Source organism: Changpingibacter yushuensis (assembly GCF_014041995.1).
Lineage (GTDB): Bacteria > Actinomycetota > Actinomycetes > Actinomycetales > Actinomycetaceae > Changpingibacter > Changpingibacter yushuensis.
Window position 1 is genome coordinate 2003081 of the sequence record NZ_CP059492.1, and the last position, 26413, is coordinate 2029493.

22 protein-coding genes, 1 tRNA gene and 2 pseudogenes are annotated in these 26413 nt (G+C 61.7%); 15 read left to right on the plus strand and 10 right to left on the minus strand.

What is annotated here, in order from left to right:
• Positions 1-49: 49 nt before the first annotated feature.
• A complete protein-coding gene (locus H2O17_RS08805; RefSeq protein WP_182049342.1) occupies positions 50-286 on the minus strand; it encodes a heavy-metal-associated domain-containing protein in 237 nt (78 codons plus the stop codon).
• A 239-nt stretch (positions 287-525) separates the two neighbouring features.
• Here H2O17_RS08805 and H2O17_RS11830 point away from each other — a divergent pair.
• Positions 526-669, plus strand: a pseudogene (locus H2O17_RS11830) (hypothetical protein); the annotation flags it as partial.
• A 34-nt stretch (positions 670-703) separates the two neighbouring features.
• On the opposite strand, the gene H2O17_RS08815 reads toward H2O17_RS11830, so the two are convergent.
• On the minus strand, positions 704-844 hold the full coding sequence (locus tag H2O17_RS08815) for a hypothetical protein (protein ID WP_182049343.1): 141 nt from the start codon (positions 842-844) through the stop codon (positions 704-706).
• Between the two features lie 204 nt (positions 845-1048).
• Between H2O17_RS08815 and H2O17_RS08820 the strand changes: the two genes are divergently transcribed.
• Positions 1049-1414 carry a sulfate permease gene (locus H2O17_RS08820; protein WP_182049344.1) on the plus strand — a complete coding sequence of 122 codons (366 nt, stop codon included), beginning with the start codon at positions 1049-1051 and terminating at the stop codon, positions 1412-1414.
• Between the two features lie 117 nt (positions 1415-1531).
• Here the strand turns inward: H2O17_RS08820 and H2O17_RS08825 are convergent, their stop codons facing one another.
• Complete coding sequence (locus H2O17_RS08825) at positions 1532-1879, minus strand: hypothetical protein (protein ID WP_182049345.1); 348 nt, start codon at positions 1877-1879, stop codon at positions 1532-1534.
• Positions 1880-2370: 491 nt separating this feature from the next.
• Between H2O17_RS08825 and H2O17_RS08830 the strand changes: the two genes are divergently transcribed.
• Positions 2371-3840 carry a PrgI family protein gene (locus H2O17_RS08830; RefSeq protein WP_182049346.1) on the plus strand — a complete coding sequence of 490 codons (1470 nt, stop codon included), beginning with the start codon at positions 2371-2373 and terminating at the stop codon, positions 3838-3840.
• Between the two features lie 3 nt (positions 3841-3843).
• Here the strand turns inward: H2O17_RS08830 and H2O17_RS08835 are convergent, their stop codons facing one another.
• On the minus strand, positions 3844-5535 hold the full coding sequence (locus tag H2O17_RS08835; protein ID WP_182049347.1) for a hypothetical protein: 1692 nt from the start codon (positions 5533-5535) through the stop codon (positions 3844-3846).
• 135 nt (positions 5536-5670) lie between these two features.
• Between H2O17_RS08835 and H2O17_RS08840 the strand changes: the two genes are divergently transcribed.
• The 9 genes and pseudogenes from H2O17_RS08840 to H2O17_RS11835 form a co-directional block, all read left to right on the plus strand.
• Positions 5671-6501, plus strand: coding sequence for a hypothetical protein (locus tag H2O17_RS08840; RefSeq protein ID WP_182049348.1), 831 nt, complete (start codon positions 5671-5673; stop codon positions 6499-6501).
• On the plus strand, positions 6498-7982 hold the full coding sequence (locus H2O17_RS08845; RefSeq protein WP_182049349.1) for an ATP-binding protein: 1485 nt from the start codon (positions 6498-6500) through the stop codon (positions 7980-7982). The genes H2O17_RS08840 and H2O17_RS08845 overlap by 4 nt, the downstream gene beginning before the upstream one ends.
• Complete coding sequence (locus H2O17_RS08850; RefSeq protein ID WP_182049350.1) at positions 7979-8527, plus strand: hypothetical protein; 549 nt, start codon at positions 7979-7981, stop codon at positions 8525-8527. Before H2O17_RS08845 ends, H2O17_RS08850 begins: the two co-directional genes overlap by 4 nt.
• Positions 8524-10302 (plus strand): type IV secretory system conjugative DNA transfer family protein, encoded by a 1779-nt coding sequence (locus tag H2O17_RS08855; protein WP_182049351.1) that lies wholly within the window; start codon positions 8524-8526, stop codon positions 10300-10302. Before H2O17_RS08850 ends, H2O17_RS08855 begins: the two co-directional genes overlap by 4 nt.
• 82 nt (positions 10303-10384) lie before the next feature.
• Positions 10385-10822: a single-stranded DNA-binding protein gene (locus H2O17_RS08860; RefSeq protein ID WP_182049352.1), complete on the plus strand. Its 438-nt coding sequence runs from the start codon at positions 10385-10387 to the stop codon at positions 10820-10822.
• Positions 10819-11397 (plus strand): hypothetical protein, encoded by a 579-nt coding sequence (locus tag H2O17_RS08865; RefSeq protein WP_026926259.1) that lies wholly within the window; start codon positions 10819-10821, stop codon positions 11395-11397. The genes H2O17_RS08860 and H2O17_RS08865 overlap by 4 nt, the downstream gene beginning before the upstream one ends.
• 3 nt (positions 11398-11400) lie before the next feature.
• Positions 11401-11607 carry a hypothetical protein gene (locus tag H2O17_RS08870; RefSeq protein ID WP_026926258.1) on the plus strand — a complete coding sequence of 69 codons (207 nt, stop codon included), beginning with the start codon at positions 11401-11403 and terminating at the stop codon, positions 11605-11607.
• Positions 11608-11783: 176 nt separating this feature from the next.
• Positions 11784-12653 carry a recombinase family protein gene (locus H2O17_RS11550; protein ID WP_220456749.1) on the plus strand — a complete coding sequence of 290 codons (870 nt, stop codon included), beginning with the start codon at positions 11784-11786 and terminating at the stop codon, positions 12651-12653.
• Between the two features lie 108 nt (positions 12654-12761).
• Positions 12762-12830: pseudogene (locus H2O17_RS11835) on the plus strand (hypothetical protein); the annotation flags it as partial.
• Positions 12831-13455: 625 nt separating this feature from the next.
• On the opposite strand, the gene H2O17_RS08880 reads toward H2O17_RS11835, so the two are convergent.
• Positions 13456-13531 (minus strand) — tRNA-His (locus H2O17_RS08880).
• A 274-nt stretch (positions 13532-13805) separates the two neighbouring features.
• Here H2O17_RS08880 and H2O17_RS08885 point away from each other — a divergent pair.
• Complete coding sequence (locus H2O17_RS08885; protein WP_182049353.1) at positions 13806-14558, plus strand: hypothetical protein; 753 nt, start codon at positions 13806-13808, stop codon at positions 14556-14558.
• Between the two features lie 102 nt (positions 14559-14660).
• Here the strand turns inward: H2O17_RS08885 and H2O17_RS08890 are convergent, their stop codons facing one another.
• Together H2O17_RS08890 and H2O17_RS08895 are read right to left on the minus strand one after the other, a co-directional pair.
• A complete protein-coding gene (locus tag H2O17_RS08890) occupies positions 14661-15326 on the minus strand; it encodes a TetR/AcrR family transcriptional regulator (RefSeq protein ID WP_182049354.1) in 666 nt (221 codons plus the stop codon).
• Between the two features lie 64 nt (positions 15327-15390).
• Positions 15391-16317, minus strand: a complete 927-nt coding sequence (locus tag H2O17_RS08895) for an ATP-grasp domain-containing protein (RefSeq protein ID WP_182049355.1) — start codon at positions 16315-16317, stop codon at positions 15391-15393.
• Positions 16318-16492: 175 nt separating this feature from the next.
• Here H2O17_RS08895 and H2O17_RS08900 point away from each other — a divergent pair, with 175 nt between their 5' ends.
• Complete coding sequence (locus H2O17_RS08900; RefSeq protein WP_182049356.1) at positions 16493-18064, plus strand: aspartate:alanine exchanger family transporter; 1572 nt, start codon at positions 16493-16495, stop codon at positions 18062-18064.
• Between the two features lie 184 nt (positions 18065-18248).
• On the opposite strand, the gene H2O17_RS08905 is transcribed toward H2O17_RS08900, so the two are convergent.
• The 3 genes from H2O17_RS08905 to H2O17_RS08915 all read right to left on the minus strand — a co-directional run bounded on the left by H2O17_RS08905 (position 18249) and on the right by H2O17_RS08915 (position 24315).
• The gene (locus tag H2O17_RS08905; RefSeq protein ID WP_182049357.1) at positions 18249-19184 is read right to left on the minus strand and encodes a class C sortase; all 936 of its coding nucleotides are present in this window, start codon (positions 19182-19184) and stop codon (positions 18249-18251) included.
• 87 nt (positions 19185-19271) lie between these two features.
• Positions 19272-20762, minus strand: coding sequence for a SpaH/EbpB family LPXTG-anchored major pilin (locus H2O17_RS08910; protein ID WP_182049358.1), 1491 nt, complete (start codon positions 20760-20762; stop codon positions 19272-19274).
• Positions 20763-20883: 121 nt separating this feature from the next.
• On the minus strand, positions 20884-24315 hold the full coding sequence (locus H2O17_RS08915; protein WP_182049359.1) for a DUF5979 domain-containing protein: 3432 nt from the start codon (positions 24313-24315) through the stop codon (positions 20884-20886).
• A 769-nt stretch (positions 24316-25084) separates the two neighbouring features.
• Between H2O17_RS08915 and H2O17_RS08920 the strand changes: the two genes are divergently transcribed.
• Positions 25085-26287 (plus strand): IS1249 family transposase, encoded by a 1203-nt coding sequence (locus tag H2O17_RS08920; RefSeq protein ID WP_246311178.1) that lies wholly within the window; start codon positions 25085-25087, stop codon positions 26285-26287.
• Positions 26288-26413 lie beyond the last annotated feature (126 nt).

The following is a 26413-nucleotide window of genomic DNA, read 5'->3' on the forward strand; positions in this document are numbered from 1 at the left end:
ATGTGCCGCCTTTCGAATTGGTGAACTTAGTGCGTTAGGAGCCGTTTGGCTAGAACGCGGTGGCCTTCGACTTATAGCCGGCCTTATCGACAGCAGCAATGAGATCGTCGACGGAACTTCTTGTCTCATCGTGGTCGATCTCAACGCGACCCGAGGCGAAGTGCACCGTCACGTTCTCGACGCCATCGAGCTTGCCGACCTGCTTCTCGATCTTGGTCACGCACGACGGGCACGAGAAACCCTCGGCGCGCAGCAGAGTGTGGGTGGTGTCAGTAGCGTTCGCCATGATGAGTCCTTTCGCTTCACCCCGAAACGGGGATCGACCAGGAGGTTCCTGGCCTTCACGACCCAGACTACTGTGTTGACAGAGCCTCCGCCTTGACCTAGATCAAGTCGTGCTCGGAGCTCCTCTCTGTGGCTCACCAGCTACTTGGGTGCTGTGAGTCGCTTCTTGGTTGATCTGCTGGGCGCCATGAAGGTCTACAAGACCGAACTGATCCGTCAGCAAGGCCCTGGCGGACGGTCGAGCAGGTCGAGCTTGCGACCCTCGAATACGTGTGGTGCTGGAACCATGAGCGGCTCCACGGGGAACTCGATATGCGTACTCCGATCGAGGTCGAACAGGCGTACTACGCTGAAACCGAGACACTTCTGTCACCGACCGGCTGACAGGGAAACCGGTCGGAACAAGAACCAGGCCAATTCAAAATGCTTCTTCCTGCCAAGCGTAGAGACCAAGGCGCCCGTCTTCGAGCGGATGCAAAGGAAGAGCTGCACTCAGCTCGGGCTGCACCATCATCGGCATCGTGTCCATATAACTGATATTGCCATTACCCTCCGACATTCTTGGATTGAGTGCGTGGGATTCTGTTTTCGGTTGAGCGACTATTTGGAATTTCGGGTTCCCAGCACACAAGCCTTCGGCGTATGCTGAGGGCAGGCGGCCTCTACCTGCTACGTCATCGCCACAATCGGTGACACAACTCAACGGCCTTGGCTGAACAGTTTTCTTCCTCCTGTCGCCCTCGACTTGGAGAGGACTGTCACCATGTTTCGCCTGATCTGGATCATCAGCATCTACGTTCGCAGCTTCATGCGGCGCTTCATGCCTAGCAATATTGCGATCACCACACTCCGCACTCGCAGCGGCCTCAAGTGGGCCGCACCGGCGATGCTTCTGTCAGTGCCGTACTTGTTCGCTGCAAGCTACGTCTCGACTCTTGTCGACGGTGGCGCATCGAAATGGCTCTATGTCGTCTTCTTCGTGTGCATCTGGAACGCGTTGAAGTTCTTAGCGAACGGCCTCGTCTGCATGGGGCTCCTCGCGCGCGTTCGTGTTCACGAGCGGCGACTCCAGAGGTCTGCTGCCGAAGCGCCAACCGTACGCGCGAACGAGCAACTAGTCGACGCCTGATGCCGAAACCAGCGACCCTCCTCGCGCGCTGAACTACGCCGCATTGGGGCTAGCGAAATCTGTCCTTGGATCGTTCGTGGCCATCACACTCACGGCACTGCTGCTGGAAGTCGTCGATCAGCTGTGCATCGGGATCGTGCAGGCCGCCGGGGAGACCACCGAGTCGATGGGCGACAAGATCGCCCTCCTCGCCGCCGGACTAGTCGGCATCAACATCACCGCCGCCGCGATCGTGTGGCTGTCGCTGCTGGTGAGGAAGGCGCTGCTGCTGGTCGCGGTCGTGTTCGCGCCGCTCGCGTTCAGCGGCGCATCCTGGGACGCCAGCCGGGGATGGATCGGGAAGTGGGCGATGTTCGTCGTCGCCCTGATCTGCTCCAAGCTCGTCCTCGTCGTCATGTTCCTGGTCGCGATCACCCAGGTGTCCGCACCCATCGACGCGGACCTGGCGTCGGTCAGTGATCCCATCGCGGGGATCGTGCTGATGGCGATGGCCGCGTTCGCGCCCTATCTCACCGACAAGTTCATCGCGTTCGTCGGGTTCGACATGTACCACGCGATCGGCTCCGAGCAGGACGCCAAGAGCGCTCTCAACCGTCCGATCCCGGTCCCGTCCAGGCCGCAAGGCGGCGCAGAGCCGAAGAAGGTACTCGACGGCAGCAGTGGCGGTGGAAGCTCTGGCGGAGGGGGCGGGGGCAGCGCGCCACCGCCGCCGAAGACCCCGTCACCGACACCCGCCGCGAGCAGCGGAGGAGCGGCAGGCGGTGGAGGTGCCGCAGCAGGCGGAAGCGGCGCAGCCGCAGCCGGTCCCGTGGCCGCGGGCGTGGTGATCGGAGCGAGTGTCGCCAAGGGTGCCGCCACCGCCGGACCCAAGGCCGGGACGACGCTCGGAGCCCAGGGCGAGCACGCCGCCGAAGCAGCCCCCGCCGCCCGCGCCGCGCCCCACGAAGGAGTAGACGATGAACAGCATGAACAACGACCGGCAGGCCCCGGGCGAGCTGGTGCCGGTGAAGTTTTCCCGCCTCACCCGACGCGGTGTCCTTCTCGGCCTTTCGCTGACCCAGCTCATCACCCTCGCCGTCGGCGGAGCGACGTTGATCGGCGCGTTCTACGCCGGAGACGGGATGCTTCTGGCGTACACCGCCCCGGTCTGGGTCCTCGCTGCCGCGTTTACCTGGATACCTATCGCGGGCCGACCGATCGTGGAATGGCTGCCCATCGCCTGCTGGTGGTTGTGGCGCACCACCGGCGGACAACTACTGTACCGACGCAGGATCGTCATCCCGCGTCCCGTCGGAACCCTCGCACTGCCCGGCGACATGGGACGGCTGCGCGAGTACACCGACCCCGAGACCGGAGTCGGGATGATCCACGACCCCCACGCCGCCACGTTGACGGTGGTGTGCGAGGTCACCCATCCCGCGTTCGTGCTCCTCGGCCCCGGAGAACAGGAACGCCGCGTCAGCTCCTGGGGTCGCGTGCTCGCCACCGTCTGCCGCTCCGGACGGATCGCCACTCTTCAGGTCTTGGAGCGGACCCTCCCAGACTCCGGCACCGGCCTGGCCGAATGGTGGGCCACCCACGGCACCCCCGACGGCTCGTGGGCGGCCGACACCTACGCCGAACTCATCAACCGTGCCGGACCCGCCGGCGAACGCCACGCCACCACGCTCTCGCTGTCGCTGGACATGAAGACGAGCGCGCGGCAGATCAGGACTGCGGGAGGCGGGATACGCGGTGCCGCCGCCGTGCTGCGGCAAGAGATGAATACCCTCGTCGCCGCGCTCCGCTCCGCCGACCTCTCACCGTCGGGATGGATGACCCCGGGGCAGATCGCGGTCATGCTGCGCTCCGCCTACGACCCAGCCATCGCCGCCACCCTGGAGCGGCACGGGAGGCTCGGCCAGTCGCTCGCGACTGCGGGGCCGGTTGCGGTCACGGAAACCTGGGGCAGGCTGCGCACCGACTCCGCTCACCACGCGGTGCTCTGGGTCAGCGAGTGGCCGCGGTCGCTGGTGTATCCGGGGTTCTTGTCGCCGGTGCTGCTGTCCACCGGCATCCATCGGTCGTTCTCACTGATCTGCACCCCGATGCGCTCCGACCAGGCCGCTCGCGACATCCGCAAGAAGAAGGTCGAGCACATCTCCGACCAAACCCAACGTTCGAAGATCGGCCAGATCGAGGACGCCTCCCAGACCGCCGAATACCACGACGTGCTCCAGCAAGAAGCCGACCTCACCGCCGGCCACGGCATCCTGCGCTACACCGGCCTCATCGCCGTCTCCGCACCCACCGTCGAAGAGCTCGACGCAGCCGTCGCCGCCATCGAGCAAGCCGCGATCCAAGCATCCTGCGAGACCCGGCTCCTCGTCGGACAGCAAGCCGCAGCGTTCACCGCCGCCGCACTCCCGCTGTGTCGCAAGGTGTAGAGGCTACGCGGACGGTGACTCAGCAGCAGCGATGGCAGCCCGCGCTTCGGTGCGACCAGAGGCGCCGTCTGCGATCGCGGTCACCAGGGCATCAATGCTCTCGTGGTCGGCATCAGCAGGAAACATCCACTGGACATCACTTCGTTCTGTGGTGACGCCGATGGTTGGCCGCACTCGCTCGTCGTGATTCGTTCTCGGCCGCACGTATTTCACCTCATCGAGTGGGTACGTGATGCCAAGCTCGCCACGGCGTAGAAGCGTCTTCGGTGTCGCGGTGACGATTCGACGGTCAGTTACCGCGACGAAGGTGCTGGACGTGAGTGTTTCGACGATCGCGCCGGCTCTTCCTGGGGCGAGCGCGTCCCAGGCGGTATCGACACGCTTGGCCAGGAGCGCTGGCACCACTCCTGTGAGGTTGTGCGCGCCGGTCTCGTATGGGAACGCAATGCTGCGGAGTTGCTCTCCGTCCTCCAAGAACCACCGAAGCACGTGCAGATAGGGATCAAGATCGAGCCCTTCGGGTGCGCACACCGTATCCGGAACGGCAGGCATGTCGACGGCAGGATGGAGCATGTCGGCCAAGGGCTCGATGGCTTCCAGGAGCTGCCCGCAAGTGAGCTGAGACGCCTTTGCGTCCTTCCGCTTCTTCGTGAGAGGCACGGTGGCGCGGCCAGGGAGTTCGGCGATGATCCGCAACTCCCGGACGAGCGACTCGGTCAGCGAACGCACTTCGGAGAGCGATTCGTCTATCTCGACGGGAGTGTTCCGAGCGATCCGGTCGAAGAGCTGCGCCTCGCTCTCGTCGTTGGTGCTTCGTGTTCTGGCGAGGGCAGCTCGGACAGTCTGGTACTCCGCGTGGGTCTTGAGCGAGCTGAGAAGCGCGTACGTATCGAAGACGATCGCTTCGGCGTTAGATTCGAGATACTGGCGGCGAGCACGACCGTCGAGCTTCCCGAGTTCATGGACATGGCCAGCCACGTTCTTGCGGTACAACTTCAACTGCTTGCGGATGTTGGGACCGCTAGGAGCAATGGGCTCCCAGACAGAGTCCGTGATGGCGTCGAGTTCGCGGGTCTCCTTGACTGCCTCATCCACGGACTCCGCCAGTCCTTCAAGCTCTGCCCATTGCTCGTTCCGGATGGCCTTGAGCGTCTGCGTCGTGAGTTGAATGTTGGAGCGAACGAGGCCCGAAATCTCACCGAGCTGCATCTGAAGCGCGATCATGGCGACAGCCGGCCCGATGGCTGCGATCGCCGTGGCGGCCGTCATCGACGCGGGGATGAAGCGTGCCTGCGCGACCAGTTCACCGTTCTTGAAGATCGCTCCGAGCTTCGCGCCGTCCTTCGCGGCCATCTCACCGCCGCTTTTCAACAGAGACAGCGTCGCATCGTTAACGCGGAAGAGGCCTTGCGCGCTCGACACAGCCTCCGCGACGTTCCCGACGATCGTGCCTGCGTTGCCGAAGGAACCGAGAGCGGTGGCGAGCTGAGCACGGTCAAAGGACGGCACCATGTCAAGGCTGATGAGTTCAAGACCGTCGGGGACTTCGCCAAATACGACTGCGACGCCTGGCGTCACCTCGACGAGGGTCGTGGACGCTGCGAGTTCAAGTGCGTCGGACCTGATCTGACCATCCTCCGAGGGCTGCCTGCCAACGGCATCGTCGCTATCGGACTCGTCACGCGGGTCGTCCATGTGGGCTCTCCTTCTCGCCGGTGACTGCCTTGTGCCTCCCTCCGACGCCTCCGTCAAGTATATCAGCCGCCTCCGACAGCGCCGGGGTGCTAGGCAGCGCACCTCCTCATCACACGACTCCCGAGGAGGCCGACCATGCCCACGTTCTTCGATTCGACTGCCGACGCCGCGGAGGCATCCGAGGCTCTGCGGGGGTTGGCTCACGCGAGCCGTACGTTCGATCTGCCCGCGCAGATGTACGGGGTGATCGGCGACCTCTCGTCGGGGATGCGGTCGCTGCAACAGGTGCTCGACCAGATCGCCGATGTTCACGAGCGTAAGGCCGCGCACGCGTTCAATGACGACGGGAACCACGAGGCAGGCGTGCGGGAGGCGCCCGCTGCTGCGGAAGAGTTGCGTCAGGCCGCGAACCTCGTCGACCGGGCCTACGACCGGCTCGCGGAAGGGTTCATCGCTGCGGGGCGGATCGCTTGGCACCCCGAGCCCGCCGTCGAGGAGGCCGCGCCGTCCAGGTGGGTCAACGTGGTGTTCCTACAGGGCAATGAGGCCGACTGGCCGTTGCGCATCCTCGGCGAGCTGGGGCATGTCGATGCGGTGGACTTCCTCGCGCAGTGGGACTACGGCGAGGAGACCACGCAGGCCGCGCTGGAGAACGGGTACGTCTACGACGAACCCGGCGAGGGTACCAGCGACCAAGTGGCGCTCTCGGGCGACTACGCGCTGGTCGTCAACCCGCACGTCGGCTACGTGTCGCTGCTGCACCGCTACACCGAACCGGATGCAGAGCCCCAGGACGCCGAACAGGTCGAGTCCGCTCCGGTGCAGGCTGGGCCGGAGCTGTTGGCGTCGTACTCGTCGCCGGGCGCCCCAGAGCGGACCGACCTACCAACGGCGAAGCGGGACAGGTCGTGGTTCGAGCCGGCCAAGATCACGGCGGTCAAGCAGTCGCGGGGGCTGGTGCTGTGACCGAGGATCGAGCACGGCTGCACACCGCCGTTCTGGTGGCGCCGTCGAAGGAACGGCGGAAGCTCCGCAAGCAGCGCCGCAAGGCCGAGGCACGACTCCACGCAGAGCAGCGAAGGATCACGCTCGCCGCTGCAAAGGCGAAGGCCGAGGATGAGCGTGCCGAGCGGCGCGCCACGAGCTACCTGCCGAAGTCGGGCGAGCCTGGCGCTGCGCAGTTGCGCACGCCGGGTCGGTTCCATCTGACGCGGCATCAGGACACGTCGGCGACGCTGGCGGGTGCGTACCCGTTCGTCGCCGAGGGCGGTCTCGGCGCCGATGGCGTGTTCGTCGGCCAAGACCTCTACTCGGGCGGGAGTTTCGTCTACGACCCGTGGGTGCTCTACGCACGCGGCATCATCACCGCACCCAACGTGGTGCTGGCCGGGATCGTCGGCTCCGGCAAGTCATCGCTGGCCAAGTCCCTCTACACGCGCTCGCTACCGTTCGGACGGCGCGTATACGTGCCCGGCGACCCGAAGGGCGAACACACCGCCGTCGCCAACGCCGTCGGCGGACGCGCCATCGTCCTCGGCCACGGACTCAACACTCGCCTGAATCCACTCGACGAAGGCCACCGGCCCAGCGGACTCTCGGATGAGCAGTGGGCCTCGACCGTCGCTGCGCGACGCCGTGACCTGATCGGCGCCCTCGCGGAGACCGTGCTCGCGCGCGGCTTGTCGCCGTTGGAGCACACCGCGATCGACATCGCCCTGACTCAGACGGTGCGGGAGAACGACGTGCCGATCCTGCCGATGGTCGTTGATCGCATCCTCGCCCCGAGTGCGGATGCCGACGGCAGGTTGGCCGAGGACGGCAGGCTTGTCGGCCATGCGCTGCGCCGCCTCGTGGCCGGTGACCTGGCCGGGCTGTTCGATGGGCCTTCGACGGTCGCGTTCGATCCGTCGTTGCCGATGATCTCGCTCGATCTCTCGCGGGTCACCGAGAACTCGACGCTCATTTCGGTGTTGATGACGTGCTCGTCGGCGTGGATGGAGTCTGCGCTGCTCGACCCGAACGGTGGGCAGCGGTGGGTGATCTACGACGAGGCCTGGCGGCTCATGTCCCACCCGGCTCTGTTGCGGCGGATGGATGCGCACTGGCGACTCGCCAGGCACTACGGGATCGCGAACATGCTGATCTTCCACAAGCTCACCGACCTCGACAACGTGGGCGACCAGGGCTCCGCCATGCGCTCGCTGGCCAACTCACTGCTTGCGAACGCCGAGACGCGGATCGTGTACCGGCAGGAGTCCGACCAACTCGGACCGACCGCTACCGCTCTCGGCCTGACCGGCACCGAGCAGCAGCTCTTGCCAAACCTCGGCGTCGGACAAGGCCTATGGCGGATCAAGGCCAGAAGCTTCGTCTGCCAACACCAACTCCACCCCGACGAACTCGCACTATTCGACACCAGCAGCCGTGCAGCCGGAGGCCACCGATGAACCTCAATGGCCCACGCCGATCCACCACGACCGACGACGAGAACACGGCTCCCGTCGAGCTGCCGCATGTCCTCGTGACCGTCGCCGAAGACGGCACCCTCGCCGCGATGGTCGATGGGACACCGTTCGCGTCGCCGGACGCGGGCGACTGGACGCGCGCGACGTTCGGGCCGCTCATGGATGCCATCACCAACGACCGCACCATCGCAGTCCGAGTCGAGGTGCGCGAGAACGACGGCAGCGTCTTCACCGACATCCTCCGCACCCGCAAACCCCGACGCGCAGTCGCACCGTCCGAGACCCCTGCGCCGGAAACTCGTCGAAGTCGCCACGCCCGACGGGTGCCGCGCTTGGCTGAGGTCACCGCGGGCGGGTTCGTGCCTGGCGAGGATGTCGCTGTCGCGACGATCGTCTCCCACACCGACGCTACCGGGACCGGCGAAGCCCGGACGCTCATCGACCTCGACGACCTACCCGACGGCACACACGAGGTGATCCTGTTCGGGCGCATCTCGGGCACGCTCGCGGTGCGGCGGCTGACATGAACCAGCGGCAGGCCGGGGGCATGGGCGACGAACTCACCAATGCCGCCCTCATTGGGCTGATCGGCATGTTCGGGATCGCCCTCGTTCTCCGCGCCGGTGGCAGTGTCGCCGCGTTCCTCACCGGCACACCCCAGCCAGACGCCGGCGCAGCGGCGGGACTCGCCGTGCTGTTCAACCCCGGCGACCCGGCAACCGCGCTCGGTGCCGACGGTCTCAACCCGGTCGCCTACTGGCTCGTCAGCGCGGCACTGCTCGGCGGACTCGCCACCGGGATCGTCTGGGTGTGGATCGTGCTGCGCCGCCACACGCGGAAGACCGAGACCGACCCGCACCGCCTTGCCGGGATCGCGACCAGCCATGAAGTCAAGACCGCAGCATCCGCGAAGGCACTGCTGCACCGCGCGGCCACACTGCGCCCCTCCTTGGAATCACCAGCCCCGCAGGATGTCGGCTACCTCCTCGGTGCCAGTCGCGGGACGAAGGTCTGGGCATCTGTCGAAGACTCGATCCTGCTGATCGGCCCACCCCGCTCAGGCAAGGGCCTACATGTCGTCATCAACGCGATCCTCGACGCACCCGGAGCGGTCGTCACCACCAGCACCAGGCCCGACACCCTCACCGCGACCCTCCGCGCCCGACGCCGCAGGGGCGGACCGGTCGCGGTGTTCGACCCGCAACACCTCGCCGAAGGCATCCCCGCCGGGCTGCGCTGGTCGCCCATTCGCGGCTGTGACGATCCGCTGACCGCGATGATCCGCGCTAACGGCCTCGCAGCCGCCACAGGACTCAGCGCCGGAGGGGTCGAGTCCGGCGGGTTCTGGGAAGGCAAAACCCGCACCGCACTCCAAAGCCTGCTGCATGCCGCCGCGCTCGACGGCCGCCAGCCAGCCGAGCTGTTCAGATGGACCCTCGACCCCAGCGCCGCGTCCGAAGCCGTCGCCATCCTCAACTCACACCCGAACGCCGCGATGGGCTGGAACGACTCACTGGCCGCGATGATCGACGCCGACCCCAAGACCCGCGACAGCATCTGGCAAGGCGTCTCCCTCGCACTCGCCGCACTCGCCGACCCGCGCGTACTCGATGCCGTCACGTCAGGCCCGCACGAGCACTTCGACCCCGAGACCTTCCTCACCGAACAAGGCACCCTGTACCTGCTCGCCACCGGAGCAGGAGCAGGAGCCTCGGCATCGCTGGTCGCGGCATTCGTCGAAGACCTCATCGAAACCGCCCGCCGACTTGCCGCCCGCTCGCCCGGAGCACGGCTCGACCCGCCGCTACTGCTCGCGCTCGACGAGATCGGGAATCTCGCCCCGCTGCCGTCACTTCCGACGCTCATGGCCGAAGGCGGTGGCACCGGGATCACGACAATGCCGGTCTTGCAGTCCCTCGCACAGGCTCGCGACAGGTGGAGTGAACACCAGGCCGGCGCGATCTGGGACGCTAGCATCGTCAAGATCATCCTCGGCGGCGCATCCAACAGCCGCGACCTCCAAGACCTCTCCACGCTCATCGGAGAGCGCGACGAGTACACCGACAGCGTGACCCTCGGCGACCACGGCACCCGCTCCAACCAGCGCTCGATCCGCCGCGTCCCGATCCTGCCGCCAGACCGCATCCGCACCCTGCCATTCGGCACCGGCATTGCGATGCTGCGCTCCGCGCCGCCCATCGTCACCGACCTCCGCGCCTGGCCGACTCGCCCCGATGCCGCGCAACTCCGCAGCGACCGCGACGAACTCGAAACACTGCTGCGCCACCGCCCCGTCACCTGACGCTGCGTCTGGGTGCCGAAGCGCACCTGCCTGACACAGCGGCCACACACGGCTGGTCGCCCGAGTTCAGGAGGACGCCATCATGGCCATTCGTACCCACCAGTCCATCTCCGGCTTTGTCGCCTCGGACCCGCAGCTCAGCTACACCGACCGCGGCGACGCACGGCTCTACATGAAGGTCGGCATCGAGCACTACCGCAAGGAGCCCGACAACTCCTTCACGCAACTGGAGACGACGTTCCACGACCTCATTGCGTATCGCGGTGCTGCCGAGCAGGGAGCCGAGCGGCTCGCCAAGGGCGACAACATCATCGCCGACGGACGGGTGCGCGACTACTCCTACGAGCGCAACGGCCAGCGGTACGAGGGCGAGGAGTTCATCGCGACGCGCATCGGACACGACCTCGCCCGCAACCGCTACGAGGTGGATCGCAGCGAACGCACTTCCGGCCGAGACGCCGCGGCGTTCACCGGACCTCAGCAGGCCGCGCCGTCCACCGCGGCTGCCATCGGAATGTGAGCGATCCCGCCATGAGCGATCAGTTCCACCCTGAGCACGACGACATGCCACCCGAGGCAGGTCTCGCGTCCCCGCGTTTCGACGTGCCCGAGCCGCCGCATCCGGTCAACTGGAATCTGCTGACCGCCAACGATCTCGAAGCCGAGTTGCTCGAACTGAACCGTTGGGTGGACTGGCTTCGCCACACCTACGGACTTCCGGCCAGCGTCGTTCCGCCCTACTGGCACCGTCACCCCGAGCTCCTCTGGGAACTGTCGGCGCTGCACCTGCACTGGCTGTGCGCATACGACCCCGAGCAGAATGGGTCGGCACCGCTCGGCTGGCACCGCGACTTCGCCGATGCCCGTGCCCGCCTTCGTGATTGGGTGTCGGCCTGCGGTACGCGGCTCGACCGAGACCGCCCGACTCGCCAGACGAGCTGGCCCGGTGAAGACCCCACTCAGCCCATCGAGGACTCACCGATCACGGATCGCGACGAAGACTTCGTTCGGTTCGTGATCGACATGGTGGATGCGCGCCAGGAAGCAGAGGATGCCTTCTTCGCGGGCATCGACCCGGAGACGGGCGAGGTGTGAATCGTGGCGCGCCGCTATGAACGGAAGACCGGGCAGCGTCAACAGAGCGAGCGCGAGCTGACGATCCGCGCCGAGTTCCACGAGCCGCCCGACCTGGACAAGCTCTGCGAGCTGCTGATCCGCCTGGCGCTCCAACAGTCGGGAGCGTGCCGTTCGGAGGGATCGACGCGACCGAAGCGCCCTCGTGCCTCCGCGAGCGCGTCGTCGTAGAATGGAGGCATCCGTCGCGGATGGCGGATGTTGTGGTCCTAGCGCTTCGCCGCCACGGCGAGGCAAAGTAAATGTGGCCGACTCGGCCTAGTCCTACAGCCTTCGGGCTCTTCTCACGATCAACATCCGCTCTCACAAGTCCGCGTCGGCAGGACCAGTGACTGTGGAGAAGAGCCATGACGATCATCGACGCGGACCGAACCGCGATAGACAGCCTCGTAGCGCCCACCCCGTTCCCCGGATCATTCGCCGTCTCCTACCTACGGGTCTCCACGAAGGAGCAGGCGGAGAAGGGCGGCCAGGCGGAGGGCTTCTCGATCCCGGCCCAGCGCGAGGCGAACCAGCGCAAGGCCGACCAGCTCGGAGCAACGATCATCGAGGAGTTCGTCGACGCGGGCGAGTCCGCGCGCAAGGCCGACCGGCCCGAACTGATGCGGATGATCCAGTACGTCGCGAAGCACAAGACGAACTACTGCATCGTCCACAAGGTCGACCGGCTCGCCCGCAACCGAGCCGACGACGTGACCATCCACCTCGCCCTCAAGGACGCCGGCGTCACGCTGGTGTCGGCCACGGAGAACATCGACGAGACCCCGTCCGGGATGCTGCTGCACGGCATCATGTCCTCGATCGCGGAGTTCTACTCCCGCAACCTCGCCACCGAGGTCGTCAAGGGTCTGTCGCAGAAGGCCGCGCAGGGCGGCACCGTGACGAAGGCACCCATCGGCTACCGCAACGTCGGCGTGCGCGACGAGTTCGGGCGGGAAGTACGCACCGTCGAGATCGACGAGGAGCGAGCCCCGTTGGTGCGGTGGGCGTTCCAGGTGTTCGCATCCGGCGACTGGACGACGAGCCAGCTTCACCAGGAGCTCGTAGCGCGCGGGCTCACGACAGCGGCGTCGCCGCGGCGACCGTCCCGACCCATCGTGAAGTCGTCGGTGCATCGGATGCTGACGAACCCGTACTACAAGGGCAGCGTCCGCTACCAGGGCGTGACCTATGCCGGAGCGCACGAGGCCATCGTCCCCAACGAGGTGTGGGACTAGGTGCAGACCGTGCTCGGCACGCACCGCTGGGCAGCAGATGCAACGCAAGTCCACGAGCACTACTTGAAGGGGACGGTGTTCTGCGGCCAGTGCGGCTCGCGGCTACTGGTGTGCAACGCCAAGAGCAGCCAGGGCACGATCTACCCGTACTTCGTGTGCGCGAGCAGGCATGGTGGCAGAGGCGACTGCACCCGGCAGGCGATGCTCATCGAGCAGGTCGAACGGCTCATCGAGCGCTTCTATGCCAAGGTGCAGTTCGATCCCGAGACGACGCAGGCGGTTTCGGCGATGATCCATGCCCGGTTCGACGAGATGATGGCCGAAGGAGCCGCCGAACTTGCCGACCTCGCGTCCCGGAGAACCCAACTCGAAGGCGAGCAGCAGAAGTTGCTGCAAGCCCACTACGCCGGAGCCATCCCGCTCGACCTGCTCAAGAAGGAGCAGGACCGGATCACCGCGTCGTTGGAGACCATCGAGCACCGGATCACCGCTCACCACGGCCACTATGCCGACGCGCGGGCGAACCTCGACGACTCGCTGAAACTGCTGTCCAACGCAGCCGACCTCTACGAGCACGCCGACGACGCGAACCGCCGACTGTGCAACCAAGCACTGTTCAGGGCGATCTACATCGACGAGGACAACGACGTGCGCGTCGGCTACCGGAACCCGTATGACGGACTGAGCCTCTCCGGCCTCCACGCCGACGCCCTGAGCTGGGCCGCCGAGGCGAAGAAAATGGGCCAGGCGCGAACCGCGACCAAGGGTGGCCCCTTGGTCGCAAGTTCACACCTGACCCGTTTGGGGTGGAAGACGGGACTTGAACCCGCGACCCCCTGGACCACAACCAGGTGCTCTGCCAACTGAGCTACATCCACCATTGGTTACTGGAATACCAGCAACGAACAACAACTATATCTGACGAACTGCGTTGTGCCGAATCGCCGCATCGTGACACCCACCACTAGCTCAGGTCTTACCACCGCCGCCGCAGGTCTTACCACCGCCGCTGCAGGTCTTACCACCGCCGCTGCGGGCCCACCACCATCTTTCCCCAAACCCTGTTGCCAAAAAGGTGGAGTGCTATTAGTGTTTTCCATACGCGTATAACATTGAGGTCTAGGCGCCAGTCACAGCAGGAAATGGGCCACCATGTACACCATCGATGAAGTTGTCAGCCGAACAGCGGAAAATCCCACTGCATTCTCAATTGCGGCAGTCATGGTCTGGGTGATCGGGTTCGCCCAGTACTTCTACGCAATCGCGCTTCAGATCCGGGAGAAGCTATCCCCGTGGCACTTCTACCAGCATGCGTGGTACTTTGCGCATGATCTGACGTTCGTGCTCTTATTCCACCAGTGGTTCTACGAAGTGGACTTTTGGACCTTCAAGGTCATGTGGGCCGGCTGCATTGTGTTCGTCTTCATCGAGTTATACTGCCTATACCGTTCCGTCAGACACGAACGCGATGAGCTTTGGGGTACCTACAGCGATGGCCCCGTCAGCGAACGATCTGCGTGGACTCGTGGAATTACCTACTACGTCCTCGCGGTCGCACTATTCGTTATTGCACGCATCGCAATAGGTGATCCGATGCTGCTCACCCTTACGATGTCCACCAACTTCATGGTGGCTGTGTTCCCACTTCTCATCGTTCAACGCCGCCGCAGCCGCTGGGGTGGTTCGATTGTGCTTGGCTGGTTCGTGATCGTCGGCACGCTGTTCACGTTTGCCCCACGCATTGGCTACTGGACGCAGGCTGCTGCTGTGTTCAACGAACCCGGGTACTTCTTCCTTGGTGCAATTGCGGTGGTTGGCGCAGTCTGGAATGTTGTGGCCACTGCGCGCCTACCACGCAAGACTGCGCAGAACGCACCCGAACCCGCACTCCGCCCGATGCCGTAGATCGCTTCGAGCCACACCTTGGCCCGGCACCCAGCACACGAGCGCCCAGCACCCAGCACACAAGCGCCCAGCACCTCACACAACAGGCCCACACAGCCCATCTCAGGACTGCGGCATCTCCGGGAGTTCTCGCCGCATCTTGTGTGCCAAGTCAAAGGTCTTCTTCGCGTCCAGTTCGGCGCCCTCTAGTACACGTCGGGCATCCGCAGCCCCAGTGCCCGTGAGCGTCATGAACGCGATCAGCATGCGCCGGACAGTGCCGACGACGTCGACCTTCTCACCGCGGCTGAGGTGGAGATAACACAGGTCATAGGTTCCGCCTACGACCATTGCGAAGGCTTCTTCAGACTCGCCTTCAACCCGCAGATTGGGACTCAAGAAATCATCTGCCCACCGTTGGTTGAGAAATAGGAGTTCAGAAGAGATCTCGCGATCGGCCATCACATCCAAGGTGAGTCGCCGCAACTGTTCATCTTGAAACAGGAACGTGAAGTAGATCTGGCCGGCTCGGAACAGCGTCGCGTAGCCGTCAGATCCCCGCAAACCGTATGTGTCAATGTAACGAATGGAAAGATCTAGCGCCCTATTGAGAAGGCCCGTTACGATCTGCGCCTTCTTTGGGAAGTAATACTGCACCTGTGCGCGAGGAACCGAAGCTTGTTCGGCGATCATGGCATATGACGTGGAGCGGTAGCCGTGCTCCATCATCAATCTCTCCGCAATGATGCGGATTGATTCTCGCTTCTCAAGGTTTCTTGGGCGCGCCATGCTCACCAGTTCCCAACCAGAATGCGCCGCTTATCACGCCGCACATCCAGCCGCTATAGTCTTGTCACCAAAAAGCGCGCATCGCGACGGCGTCGGCGAACTTGGCCATGTGGCTTGGATCTGCAGAGAGATAAAGGGAGCCGTCGATGAGAGAAACCTCCAGGACGTAGAACTCGTGTTCATCGTCCGGCCCACCGCGCACCAAGTCCACGCGGTTATACAGCAGCAGTTCATCGCGGCCGGATTCGTCTGCAATATAGCTGTGTAGGGCGCTGCGGATTTCCTCACCCCAACGCCATTCGGCTTCGGAAGCGGTGGCTGTTCCAACAACCACTTCTTCTTGAACGGTATCGCCGGCTCGGAAACGAGGATGAAGCATTGCTTGCTTGTCCACGCGGTAGGAGGGAACGCCGTTCAAGTAAATGAGCGAGATTTCGCCACTGCGATCGATCTCTGAGAGGTAGCGCTGCACCATGACGGAGCGGCCCTTGTCCAGTTCGTGCTTCGCGTGGCGAATGGCTTCGCCGCGGGACAGGGGGTCAGTAGCTGTGTAGCGCCCGGTGCCGCGCCCGCCCGATGATACGGCTGGCTTGACCACGAAGTCGCCGTGCGCGGGGAAACGCGTGTGCACTTGATGCTTCGAGTAATGCTCTTCCGGCTCCAACCACGTGGTGGGAATGGTGGGCAAGCCACGCTTGGCCAACTCACGCAGGTAATGCTTGTCAGAGTTCCACCTGATCACCGATGGCTGATTAAGGAGCCGCGGAACCGATGTTGCCCATTCCAGGAAGGCGGTGCGATCCTTGGCGTAATCGCGTACGGATCGCATGACGTTGAGGGACGATTTGGTCCAATCAACCGAGGGGTCACTCCAGACTTCGATCCGTGGCTCGAGGCCGCGTTCTCGCAGCGCATCGGGCAAACCGGCTTCGTCAGGATCAAGGTGCGGAAGATCGGCGCTTGTAATGAGCGTCACGATTGGAGCAGACATGTTTCCAATCTTACTGAATCCGGTGAGCATCACGCGCATTGTTCGCTCAGTATGATGGAGAATGCACAAGTTGAGGCGAACGTCTCTGGCACGCGAGCTGCCGCCATCGTACGTCTCGGCGATCGCAGCAGCATGTGAGTGCCGCATCCGTATGTCATAAAGGGACCAAGGACAAATGATCGAAATCCTGGCGGATAACCCTCTTCTCACCCTGTTCATTGTTGTTGCAGGTGGCGCGATTCTGGGCGCTTTCCCATTTGGGAAGGTGAGGTTGGGAGCCGCGGGCGCCCTGTTCATTGGTCTCGCCTTATCGGCAGCTGCTCCTGAACTGGGCGACGGCATGGCAATCGTCCAGTCGCTCGGACTCGCTTTGTTTGTATATACGGTGGGCGTGGGCGCGGGTGCGGCGTTCTTTAGTCAGGTGCGCCGCCAGCTCCCGCTCATGGCTACGGCCGCGGTCTGCTCGGTGCTTGGTGCAGTGGTGACACTCCTTTTTGCGTGGCTCCTCGATGTTCCGCGAGCGCTGGCCACCGGCTTGTTTACGGGCGCCCTCACGGCCGCTCCTGCGCTCGACGCCGCCAGCCGCATCGCTGGTTCCGGTGAACCATCGGTGGGTTATGCGTTCGGATATCCGATCGGTGTGGTGGTGGGCATCCTCGTAGTTTCGATGATTTCCGGGCGTGCCTGGCGTGGCGAAAAGGACACGCCTTCGCTGGTGGGCCAAGGCCTCACATCGATATCAGTGTGCGTGAATCGGCATGTCAATCTACGCAATATTCCCGAATGGCGGGAACAGCGGGTGCGTATTTCCTACCTTCACCGTGGCGACACTGTGCGTGTTGCTATTCCCGGTGAAGATTTGGAGGTCGACGACGAAGTCGTGATCGTAGGTGTGCCAGCCGACGTAGAAGCTGCCGCACAGCATGTGGGCACTATTCTGGATATCCACTTGGCCGATGATCGAAGCAACGTTGACTTCGAACGAATTGTCGTTTCCAACCCCGACCTTGCATCGCGGACAATTGCTGAACTGAACCTGCCTGCCACCTATGGTGCGGTCGTTACCCGGGTCAAACGCGGAGACTTGGATCTCTTGGCCCGCGACGATTTTGCATTGCAGATGGGTGACCGGGTGGCCGTCGTGGTACCACGGGACCAACTGGATGCGGTCCAAGACTTCTTTGGAGATTCGGAACGGCAGGTCTCTGAGATCGACGCTCTGGGACTCGGCTTAGGGTTGGTCTTGGGAATGTTCCTTGGGACCGTTACGTTACCGATGCCCGGTGGTGCGCAGTTCTCGCTCGGGCCAGCGGCAGGGCCATTGATCGTTGGAATGATGTTGGGCGCGCTACGCAAGACGGGCCCGATCATTTGGACGCTACCTGAAGCAGCCAACCTGACCATCCGCCAGCTCGGGCTGCTGCTCTTCTTGGCAGGACTCGGGTTGACGGCAGGGCCCAAGTTCGCCTCGGTCCTGACATCGTCGATGGCGTGGCGGGCAGGGCTCCTCGCGCTGGTGGTGGCCCTCGTTTCTTGCTTGGGCGTTGTGGTAGCCGGGAAGTGGATCAATAAGCTCTCAGCGCCGCGAACCGCAGGCGGCGTGGCGGGTTTCCTCGGTCAGCCGGCAGTATTGTATGCGGCCGAATCCAAGGTGGCCGATGAACGGATCTCTTCGGCATATGCGGCGCTATTTGCCTTTTCGATCGTCGTAAAGATCATCCTAGTTCCACTCGTCTGGAATCTCTGAGCGCCCACGTGAGCCAGAGATCGCTGCCTCATCCATGCGCTTAGGCGGGCCGGCTTCTCTCCAGAAGACGATCCCGCCCATTCACTCTTGATACAGGCGCAGTTACGCTGCGCCAAACAGCGCAAACTGTGCGAAATGCTCACCAAAAGGCGTGCGTCCGGCACCCAAGAAAGCTAAGGCTCCATCAAAGAGCTTGGTCCTCACCGATGGGCTTCGCCGGTCCAAGCGAGTACCCCGAACGCCATATGTAGACGGCAGCGATGATCAGTGAACCGCCAAGTGCGACCGCCCACCACGGGAATCCGGGTAGATCCGATGTCGCCTGAGCCGCGGTAACATCTTGAAGCGGCGTGGGCGAAATCCGCTCCCCCGTAACAAGGATTCGATGGCTGTTGATCCCCAGAGGAGTACAGGTGACGAGCGTGACGAGGTCACGATCAGGATCCGCGAGGATCTCTTTGGTTTCCGACGGCTCAATCACTTGGAACTCAATGACCTTGTAGGTGAGAACTTGATCTAGGACCGAAATAGTGAAGGTATCCCCCACTTTCGCTTGATCCAAATGCGTGAACAACGTAGCGGAAGGCAGCCCGCGATGAGCTGTGAGAACCGAACGTGTCCCCACCCCACCTACTGGCAGTGACGTGCCTTCCAAATGCCCGACCCCTATCGCAAGAGTCTCATCACTCGTGCCATGGTAGATCGGCAGATCAATGTCCAGCGCAGAGTACTGCAGTCTGCCCATGAATCCGTGGTCCGCATTGTTAAGCAGATCATCGTAGGTGAACCCGAGGGCGGTTGAATCACCTTGGCCCGTAGCTAACCGTTCGTTCGCCCGGTAGACTGCACCGGAAGCGAGCGCATCGTTGTAAGCGTGGGCGAGCGAAAGCTCATTGTCACGATAAGAGGCGTCATCGTATGGAGGGCTTTCCAGCGCCTCCTGGGCAAGTTCTGTTACCCGCGACTGTTCTTTCTGTGAGAACCACGAAGCGGCATGAGGATAGAGAAACAAACCCACACCGGCCAGGATTACGAGGCAAGCCACGAATGGTAGCCACGGGAATCTCCATGTCCGATCCTTGTGAACAGTATTGCCGGTTGTGGCCGTATCGACACTCATCGCTCTGCCTTCCAAGTCAGTTTATGAGACTGGCGGCGGTACCTTCGGCACCGCCGCCAGCTCATGTCAGTTCGCTAAGGGATGGCTTCAGGACATTGAGTTACGACGACGACGGGATGCCGCGATCGCTCCTCCACCCACAACCACCAGGAGGAGGCCGCCGATGGTCATGGCGGCCGTTCCCTGCGCGCCGGTCAAAGGAAGGTCTGGGCCATCGGTCTTGTAGTTGACTACCGTCACTTCCCTCACTGCGGCCGTGCCAACCGAGATAGTGACCTTTTGCCCGGCTGCGGAGGCGGTGTGGCCTGCCGGAGCCTTTGTCTCATATAGGCAGTAGTCCTTCGTGGGGGCAGTTAGAGGTGTATTGGAGTTCGCGATCCACAGCCCGAGCACGTTAGTTGGCGTTACACCAGCCCACTGCACAACACCATTTGCATCGGATACTCCCGTGGCAATCGCGCCAGTAGTGGGTGCGGTTGCTTCACACTGGCCACCTGCATTAGGCAAGTACACCGTGAACTCTGCGTCCTTGAGGTACTTGACAGGCGACGAGTTATCGGCCTTGAGGACCTTCAACTGGCCCCAGTAGGTGTACGGGACTGGCCCGCCGGGAACCGTCGTGCCGTTGAATGTGCTCGAGTAATCGTCATTGGGGATCGCACCGTCACCTACAGATGTGACCGTTGTGACCAGATCAATGGTGATTGTGCCGCCCTGAGCTGCATCAAGCAACTCCCTGCCATCATCGTTGAACGTCCATGTGAGACCCGTTGGGTCGAACACGTAGTTCGTTGCCGAAATCGTATTGTCATTGATCTTCACAACGGACGATGAATAGGCAAGCCGCGGGTCTAGGACATCCTTGACAACTGCTTCGGTGAACTCTTCATCGTTGTTCAACGTTGGAACTGGCACCGTCAAGGTCCACGTGACGGTACTGCCAATCACTAGGGCTGATGGTTGTTCAGCGATGACCTTGGATGGCGCGTCCATTACCTGGTTCTTGGGGTCGGCCACAACGTTGTAGTTCCAGCCATCGGCAGTTTCACCCGCGGAAGTTGGGATTGAGACGTAGAAGTTAGGAACCTTCGAAACAATGTTGTTTCCGCCATTGTCTCCAGTCTCTACAACGTAGTAGATACCAACTGGCAAGTCGAAGACTACTTGACCGTCTACTGTCTCATCAACGTATGTTGTGGTTGTGGGGCAGAAGTCGCCAGTGGGCGCTGCTGGTGCTGAATCGAACAAGTCCGTGAGGCCGGCCCACTGGGAGTCGACCGTCAGATCAATCGGGGTACACACTCCCGCAACCAATCGTCCAACCCGGGTCACCGTGAATTCGACTCCGTCCATGAGGTCATCCGGGTCCGGAGTGGCGGTGTGGCCTCCCGAGTACTTATTAATTGTCAGAGTTCCAGCTGTTGGAGCCCCAGGCTGCCCGGGCGCGACGTTGGAGGCGACTGCCTTGTCACCCTCGTCGGCCGAAGCGACTCCCATGGCTAGTGCGCCGGTCACTGCGACGGCGATAGCACCTACGCCTGCAGCAAACCGCTGCAGCCTAGTTCTGTTCGTGGACATGTGTTTTCCTTTCTTACCTCAGCCGCCTGTGCGGCTGAGCTGAGAACGAGACTCGTTGGATTGGCAAGCTATGCAAGATCGCCGTCATGTGGTGATCTGAAGAAGGTTGGGTCTGGAAGGATCAAACCTGCGAACGGCGATTGCGGCGGCGCACGAGGCCCATACCACCCAGCCCCATCACGACGACGAGAGCTCCACCGATGAAGAATGCGTCACGTCCGATTCCGCCCGAGAGGGGCAGGTCCGGACCGTTAATCGGAAGGTTGACAATTGGTTCAAGCGTGAGATCGAGGGAACCTTCCCCGATCGTGAAGTTGACTGGATCAGCCGGGTAGTAGCCCGCCGGTGCCCTTGTTTCAGTCAGGGTGTATTCGCCCCACAAGAGGTTCTCCATGCGGAACTGCCCTGCCACGGGATCCTTGTCTGGCCCGGCACACGGAGCACCTGTGCAATCAAGGACTGCGACAGTCTCACCCGAAGCACCCGGCCCCTTCACTGACCATTCAGAGCCACTAAGCGTGATGCCCTCGCCGTCGACCTTGGTCCACGTGACAGAACCCAGAACGCGAGTCGTCTTATTCGTGACTGTGATGATCTTGAGCGGAGTGGTGTTGACTGCAGCTACAGACGTACCAAGGTCTGCATCACCGTCCCACACATATGACGGGTCCCCAGCAACAGGAGAACCGGGGCGAACCTCAGTAGCTACAGAACACGTGGCGCCAAGTGGAATCGCATCTGCGTTGGTTGATGTCCACGTGGCACCCGCGGCGATCTGGCCCCAGGTTCCTGTCTTGACTTCATTACCAAGGCTGCACGTCCACGTACCCGTGAACGTCATTCCGCTGTCGACAGTGCTGCTTACCGGCACGAACTTCGTCACGGAGAAGTTGCCATAGATCCGCTTGGCCTTGTTTGTGACAGTTACTGTGCCAGTTTGGTTGGAAGAAATAGGGACTGCGGCACTCGCGGAGTAGGTATCCCATTCGTACGAGGTGTTCGGCAATCCGCCGCTGCCCGTAGGCTGATTCTCAGTGGCTGAACAAGTTGCTCCGGCCGGAATAGCGTTGGCCGCTGGCGATCCCGCCGCGGGTGTAAGCGTCGCCGCACCCGTGCCGGTCCTTGTCCATGTTCCGGTTGCAACGACCTGGCCAGAGATGAGGCAGCTGTAGTCTCCCGTGAAAACCGTAGAGTTGCCTGAACCTGACGGCACCGAGTTGTCAAAAGCCTTCATGATGGCAAAGGTTCCAGGTGACGCCTTGTTGACGTAGGTACAGTCAAGTACGTCTCCAGGTCCAACACCAGTAATAGGAGCGGATGTCACTGAACTGAGCGAAACCGTGGATTCGTCGCCGTTTGCCTTTGTAATGTCACATTGGCCGGAGACGAACTGATACCCATCACTAGGTTGCTCAGAGACAACTACCGAAGCTCGTCCTGTGGCTGCACCAAATGTGTAGCTCCACGTGGCCGTTCCCGAACTGTTTGTTGCCTGCGTGGTAGCACTTGGCTCACCAGAGACAGTCCCGGTGGTTGCCGATGCCACAGACCCCACGATCCAGCCACTGCGTGGTGACGTGGTTCCGTCATTCGCCTGAATCAACTTGTTCACGTGCACAGTGGCAACCAGAGGAGAGTTTGTGAATTGGCAGAGAACTGCAGCACCCGTGGCCGGAATGGTCACAGTTCCACTACTACCCGTGCCGTTGGCACCGCTGATGGCCACCCCATCAACCGTGCACTGCCATTGAGCGGCGTACTTACTCAAAGACGATACCGATCCGCTTGTCATGACCTCCGAGAAGGTCAGAGTCACGCCCCGCGCGGTCGGGAGAGGTCCAATCCGCTGAGTCTGTACACCCGTAGATGCACCAGAGGTTTCGGCCGTACCAAGATCGGTGCTGCCCTGCCGAAGCGTTAACTTGAATTGGTCACTCGGATCGACTCTTCCGTTGACGACCTTTTCGACTTCGATGGTCGCCGGTGACGAGCACGAGGCCAGATCCGTTCCGGAGTAAGTTCCACTCGTAATCGCGTTGGTACTGCCCGTCCAGTTGGGCATCGTGTATGAATAGACAGTGTTATTGGTCCCCAGATAACCCCTGCCACTAGCATCAAAGGTGACCCCGTTGACGTTTGACTCAGTGGTGAAACTCGCTGACTGAGAAGCTGTTATCCGCCCCCCTGTCGCCGAGCCTAGATCCGAAGCAGTCAGGCTATAGACAGTAGTCGTGTCTCCGCTTCCTCTGACAACAAACAGGTTTCCCTGTGAGTCAAAAGCCATGTCGCCGTTCTGGGCTGTAGCCGTTGATCCTGTCGGAAAGTAGCCCACATACTGAACACTTGTGCCCACAAGCTTCCACAGATGGAACTGCGAGCCGTTACTTGTGAACCCTCCGAAGTAGTAGACGCTCGTATTGAGGTCCACTGCTCCGGTAACAAGTCCGTTTCCCAGGTTGGTGTCATACGCCGACGTAACGGAAGCCCATGCCCCTGTCGCGGTATTGAACTTGTAGATCGTCGCGTTATCCGCCTGATTTCCTGACCTGTTGTACCCATAGATTGGGTCGCCGCCACGGCCGATGCCGAGGCCATTAAAGCTGTTGGCACCAGAAACGCTGGAGCCTATGTTTGTCACTACACCAGCCGGGGTGATCTGTTGGATCTGACCTGATGAACTGACGCCATACACATATCCCGAACTGCACTGTGCGGCGTAACTTCCGTTCTGGCCCACGAGGATGGAGCTGAATCCGTGAACACGGTTATTCCACTGACCGGCGCTTGGCGAGTTCGAGTTGCCGGAGATCGTATCCCAATCGTCCCCCGCTGTGAAGCTGTAGCTTGCCGGTGGTGTTTCTTGACGAATCCGATACCTATTTGAGTCGGAAATTCGATGGGAGCCGATCCACATCACGGCAAACTCACCGGGATCAGTGTCCACATCCGCGCCGCTGTAGCCAGCTTGACCTGTGTTGTCCAGCACCGATATCGAAGATCCCCAATTGGTGCGTCCCGCGCGCGGGCCCTGCAATGTCACCGTAGCTCCACCGACCTTTGTGCCGCTGGACGTCTGGACATTCCAGTACACATAGGGAGCAGTCAAGCCTGAACCATCCGGGCCTGCGAGCAACGGAGTAATTGCCACGTCGTCTGACGTGATAAGCGCGTCACTGCTTGAGAGGTCTGATTCGCTGTCTGGCGGTGCCGCGGTAACTTGATCTGGCTCTGCGGCCGTGGTGCTCTGCGTACCTGATGGCGTCGGCGAAGCTGTGGCCGTCGACGTGGGGGCCGTGGTTGGAGTTGTGGTTGGAGTCGTAACTTCCGGCGCCGCAGTTGTAGTTGTGGTGGATTGCGGTGTTGGTGAAGTGGTGGCATCTTCAGATCCCTCAGAATCTGCATCCTGCACAGAAAGCTCAGAGGATGCCGCAGAGTCCTCTGCAGCAGCGACAGTTGATGTTGCGTCCACTCCGAACGCAGGAACCATGGACGCTATAAGGCCGATCAACATGCCGAACGCCACAGCAAATGCTAAAAGTCGAGATTTGCGCAAATTGTGCATTCTGGTTCTCACCTCCCAGAATAAATCGTTGATAACGTGAAGAGACTCACGCCACTATTGATTCACACTTTAGCTGTAACACTTCGATAACTCGACAGTCAGATTGTAACGATCTCATATCTTGTCAGTTTGGTAGATCTTTCCACTAATCACGTTACTGTAGTGTTTTCTTCACCCCGAGGTACAATTTGAGCAGCTCATTGACTGATATATGCCACATTTGTAACAAGATCTTTTCTTCGCCAATTCTGCCTTTTCTCACGAGTTTGACAGCATTTCACAAGGGGAGCCTGACCTTAATGGTACCGGTACAGATCCAGCCTGAAGGGTCGTTCGCGTTGCTACAATATGAACCAAATCGAGAACATGAGAGTCAGAGTTTGCAACGAAATGGGACTGCACCGTCCCATAATCGGCCCACTCAGAACCCTGACTGACACCTCGAGGAGGCGCCCCAAGCTCTTCCGTTCGTGAACAGAGTTGCACCTACATGCAGAACGCCTGGCTTTTCAGCCAGGCGTTTCATGGTCAGTGCGTTACCCAGGAAGAGAACCTTGGATCCACATTCTCAGGACGGAAGCTACGCAGCGGTCAGTTCGACCCCCCATTCAAGGGTTAAAGGCCAGGATTGGTGTTTTTATGTCTGGGTTTTCGGTGTGATGGTGGGGAAAGGTCGGGATCGTCTTGCTTGTGAGGCAAGATGAGGCGTGATTGTGTCTGCTTCTCCCACTTTCCTCTGGTTATGTGGTAGCGCCTTGGAATGCCTGCATATGGGTGTGTGGGAAGACAACGATCAACACGACCCTGCTCCATCTGCGCGTGTGGCCCAGTCCTGAAGAATGGGTACCGCAACGGAAGAATCCGATACCGGTGCGCGACCTGCGGCCAAGATCCACACCGCCTCAGTGCTGGACGGCCAGATATTACCGACACAGCTGTTCTGACCCGATTCCTTGAATATGTGACGGGCACCAGCACACAGGCACACATGACTGGCACCAGCCTGAGAACTCAGCGCCGTGACTGGCAATGGTGCTGGAGCATTCCTACTCCGCAGGTAGAACCAACAGGCGAGGTCTACTCCCAAGTCTTCATTGACGGCATCTACCTTCCCTACGGCTGGTGCCTGCTGATCGCTCGTAGCCAGAGTCATGTTGTTACCTGGCAGTGGACGACACGCGAAACGAAAGCCGCCTACATGGCGTTACTGGACCAGATCGCTCCTCCCTGTCTTGTCACCACCGACGGGGCCGGTGGAGCCCTGAAAGCCCTCCATGACCTGTGGCCTGATACTCCTGTTCAACGCTGCCTGGTCCATGTTCACCGCAACAACCTACGCGATCTGACCCACCGTCCTGCCACCCCTGCAGGGAAAGCTCTTTATGGCTTATCCATCCGACTCTTGAAAGTCAAAACCCGGCAGGAAGCAGCGGCTTGGTCTGGTCTGCTTGTCCAGCTCCACACCCAGTACCAGGCCTATTTCACGGAACGAACCTGGGCCCGTGATGTCCCGGCCTCCCAGCGTCGGGAAGGGCGAACATGGTGGTACACCCATGAACGTGACAGGCGTGTCTACCACCGCCTGGCACGCCTCCAACAAGAGGGAAGCCTCTTCGCCTTCCTCGACTTCGACCCGCCACAGGAACGCACCACGAACCCTGTCGAATCAATCAACTCACGCATCCGCGCACTCACCTACGCACATCGGGGAATGACGGAAACACACATGCAAGCAATGATCAACTGGTACCTGCATTCCACAACCGAAAACCCTCAATCAGCCAGCCACATACTCCGAGAATGGAACACAGCTGGCAGGCCACAACGCCGCACAATCCCAAAGAGAAAGACCAAAGCCAAACTCAAACCCACCGTCGGGGACATGCCCGTCCACTACGACACCGCACTCACCAAAGAAGAAGGCCTCTGGCCCCGAAAAGGCTGGGCAGGACGATCACACTAAACCGCAACACACCCACCAAAATAAAAACACCACTTTTGGCCTTTAACCCCCATTCAAACCCCATGGCCGCCTCGCTGTTCTGAGTAGCGTTACGGTGCAAAGCAAAACGCCCGGCTTTTCAGCCGG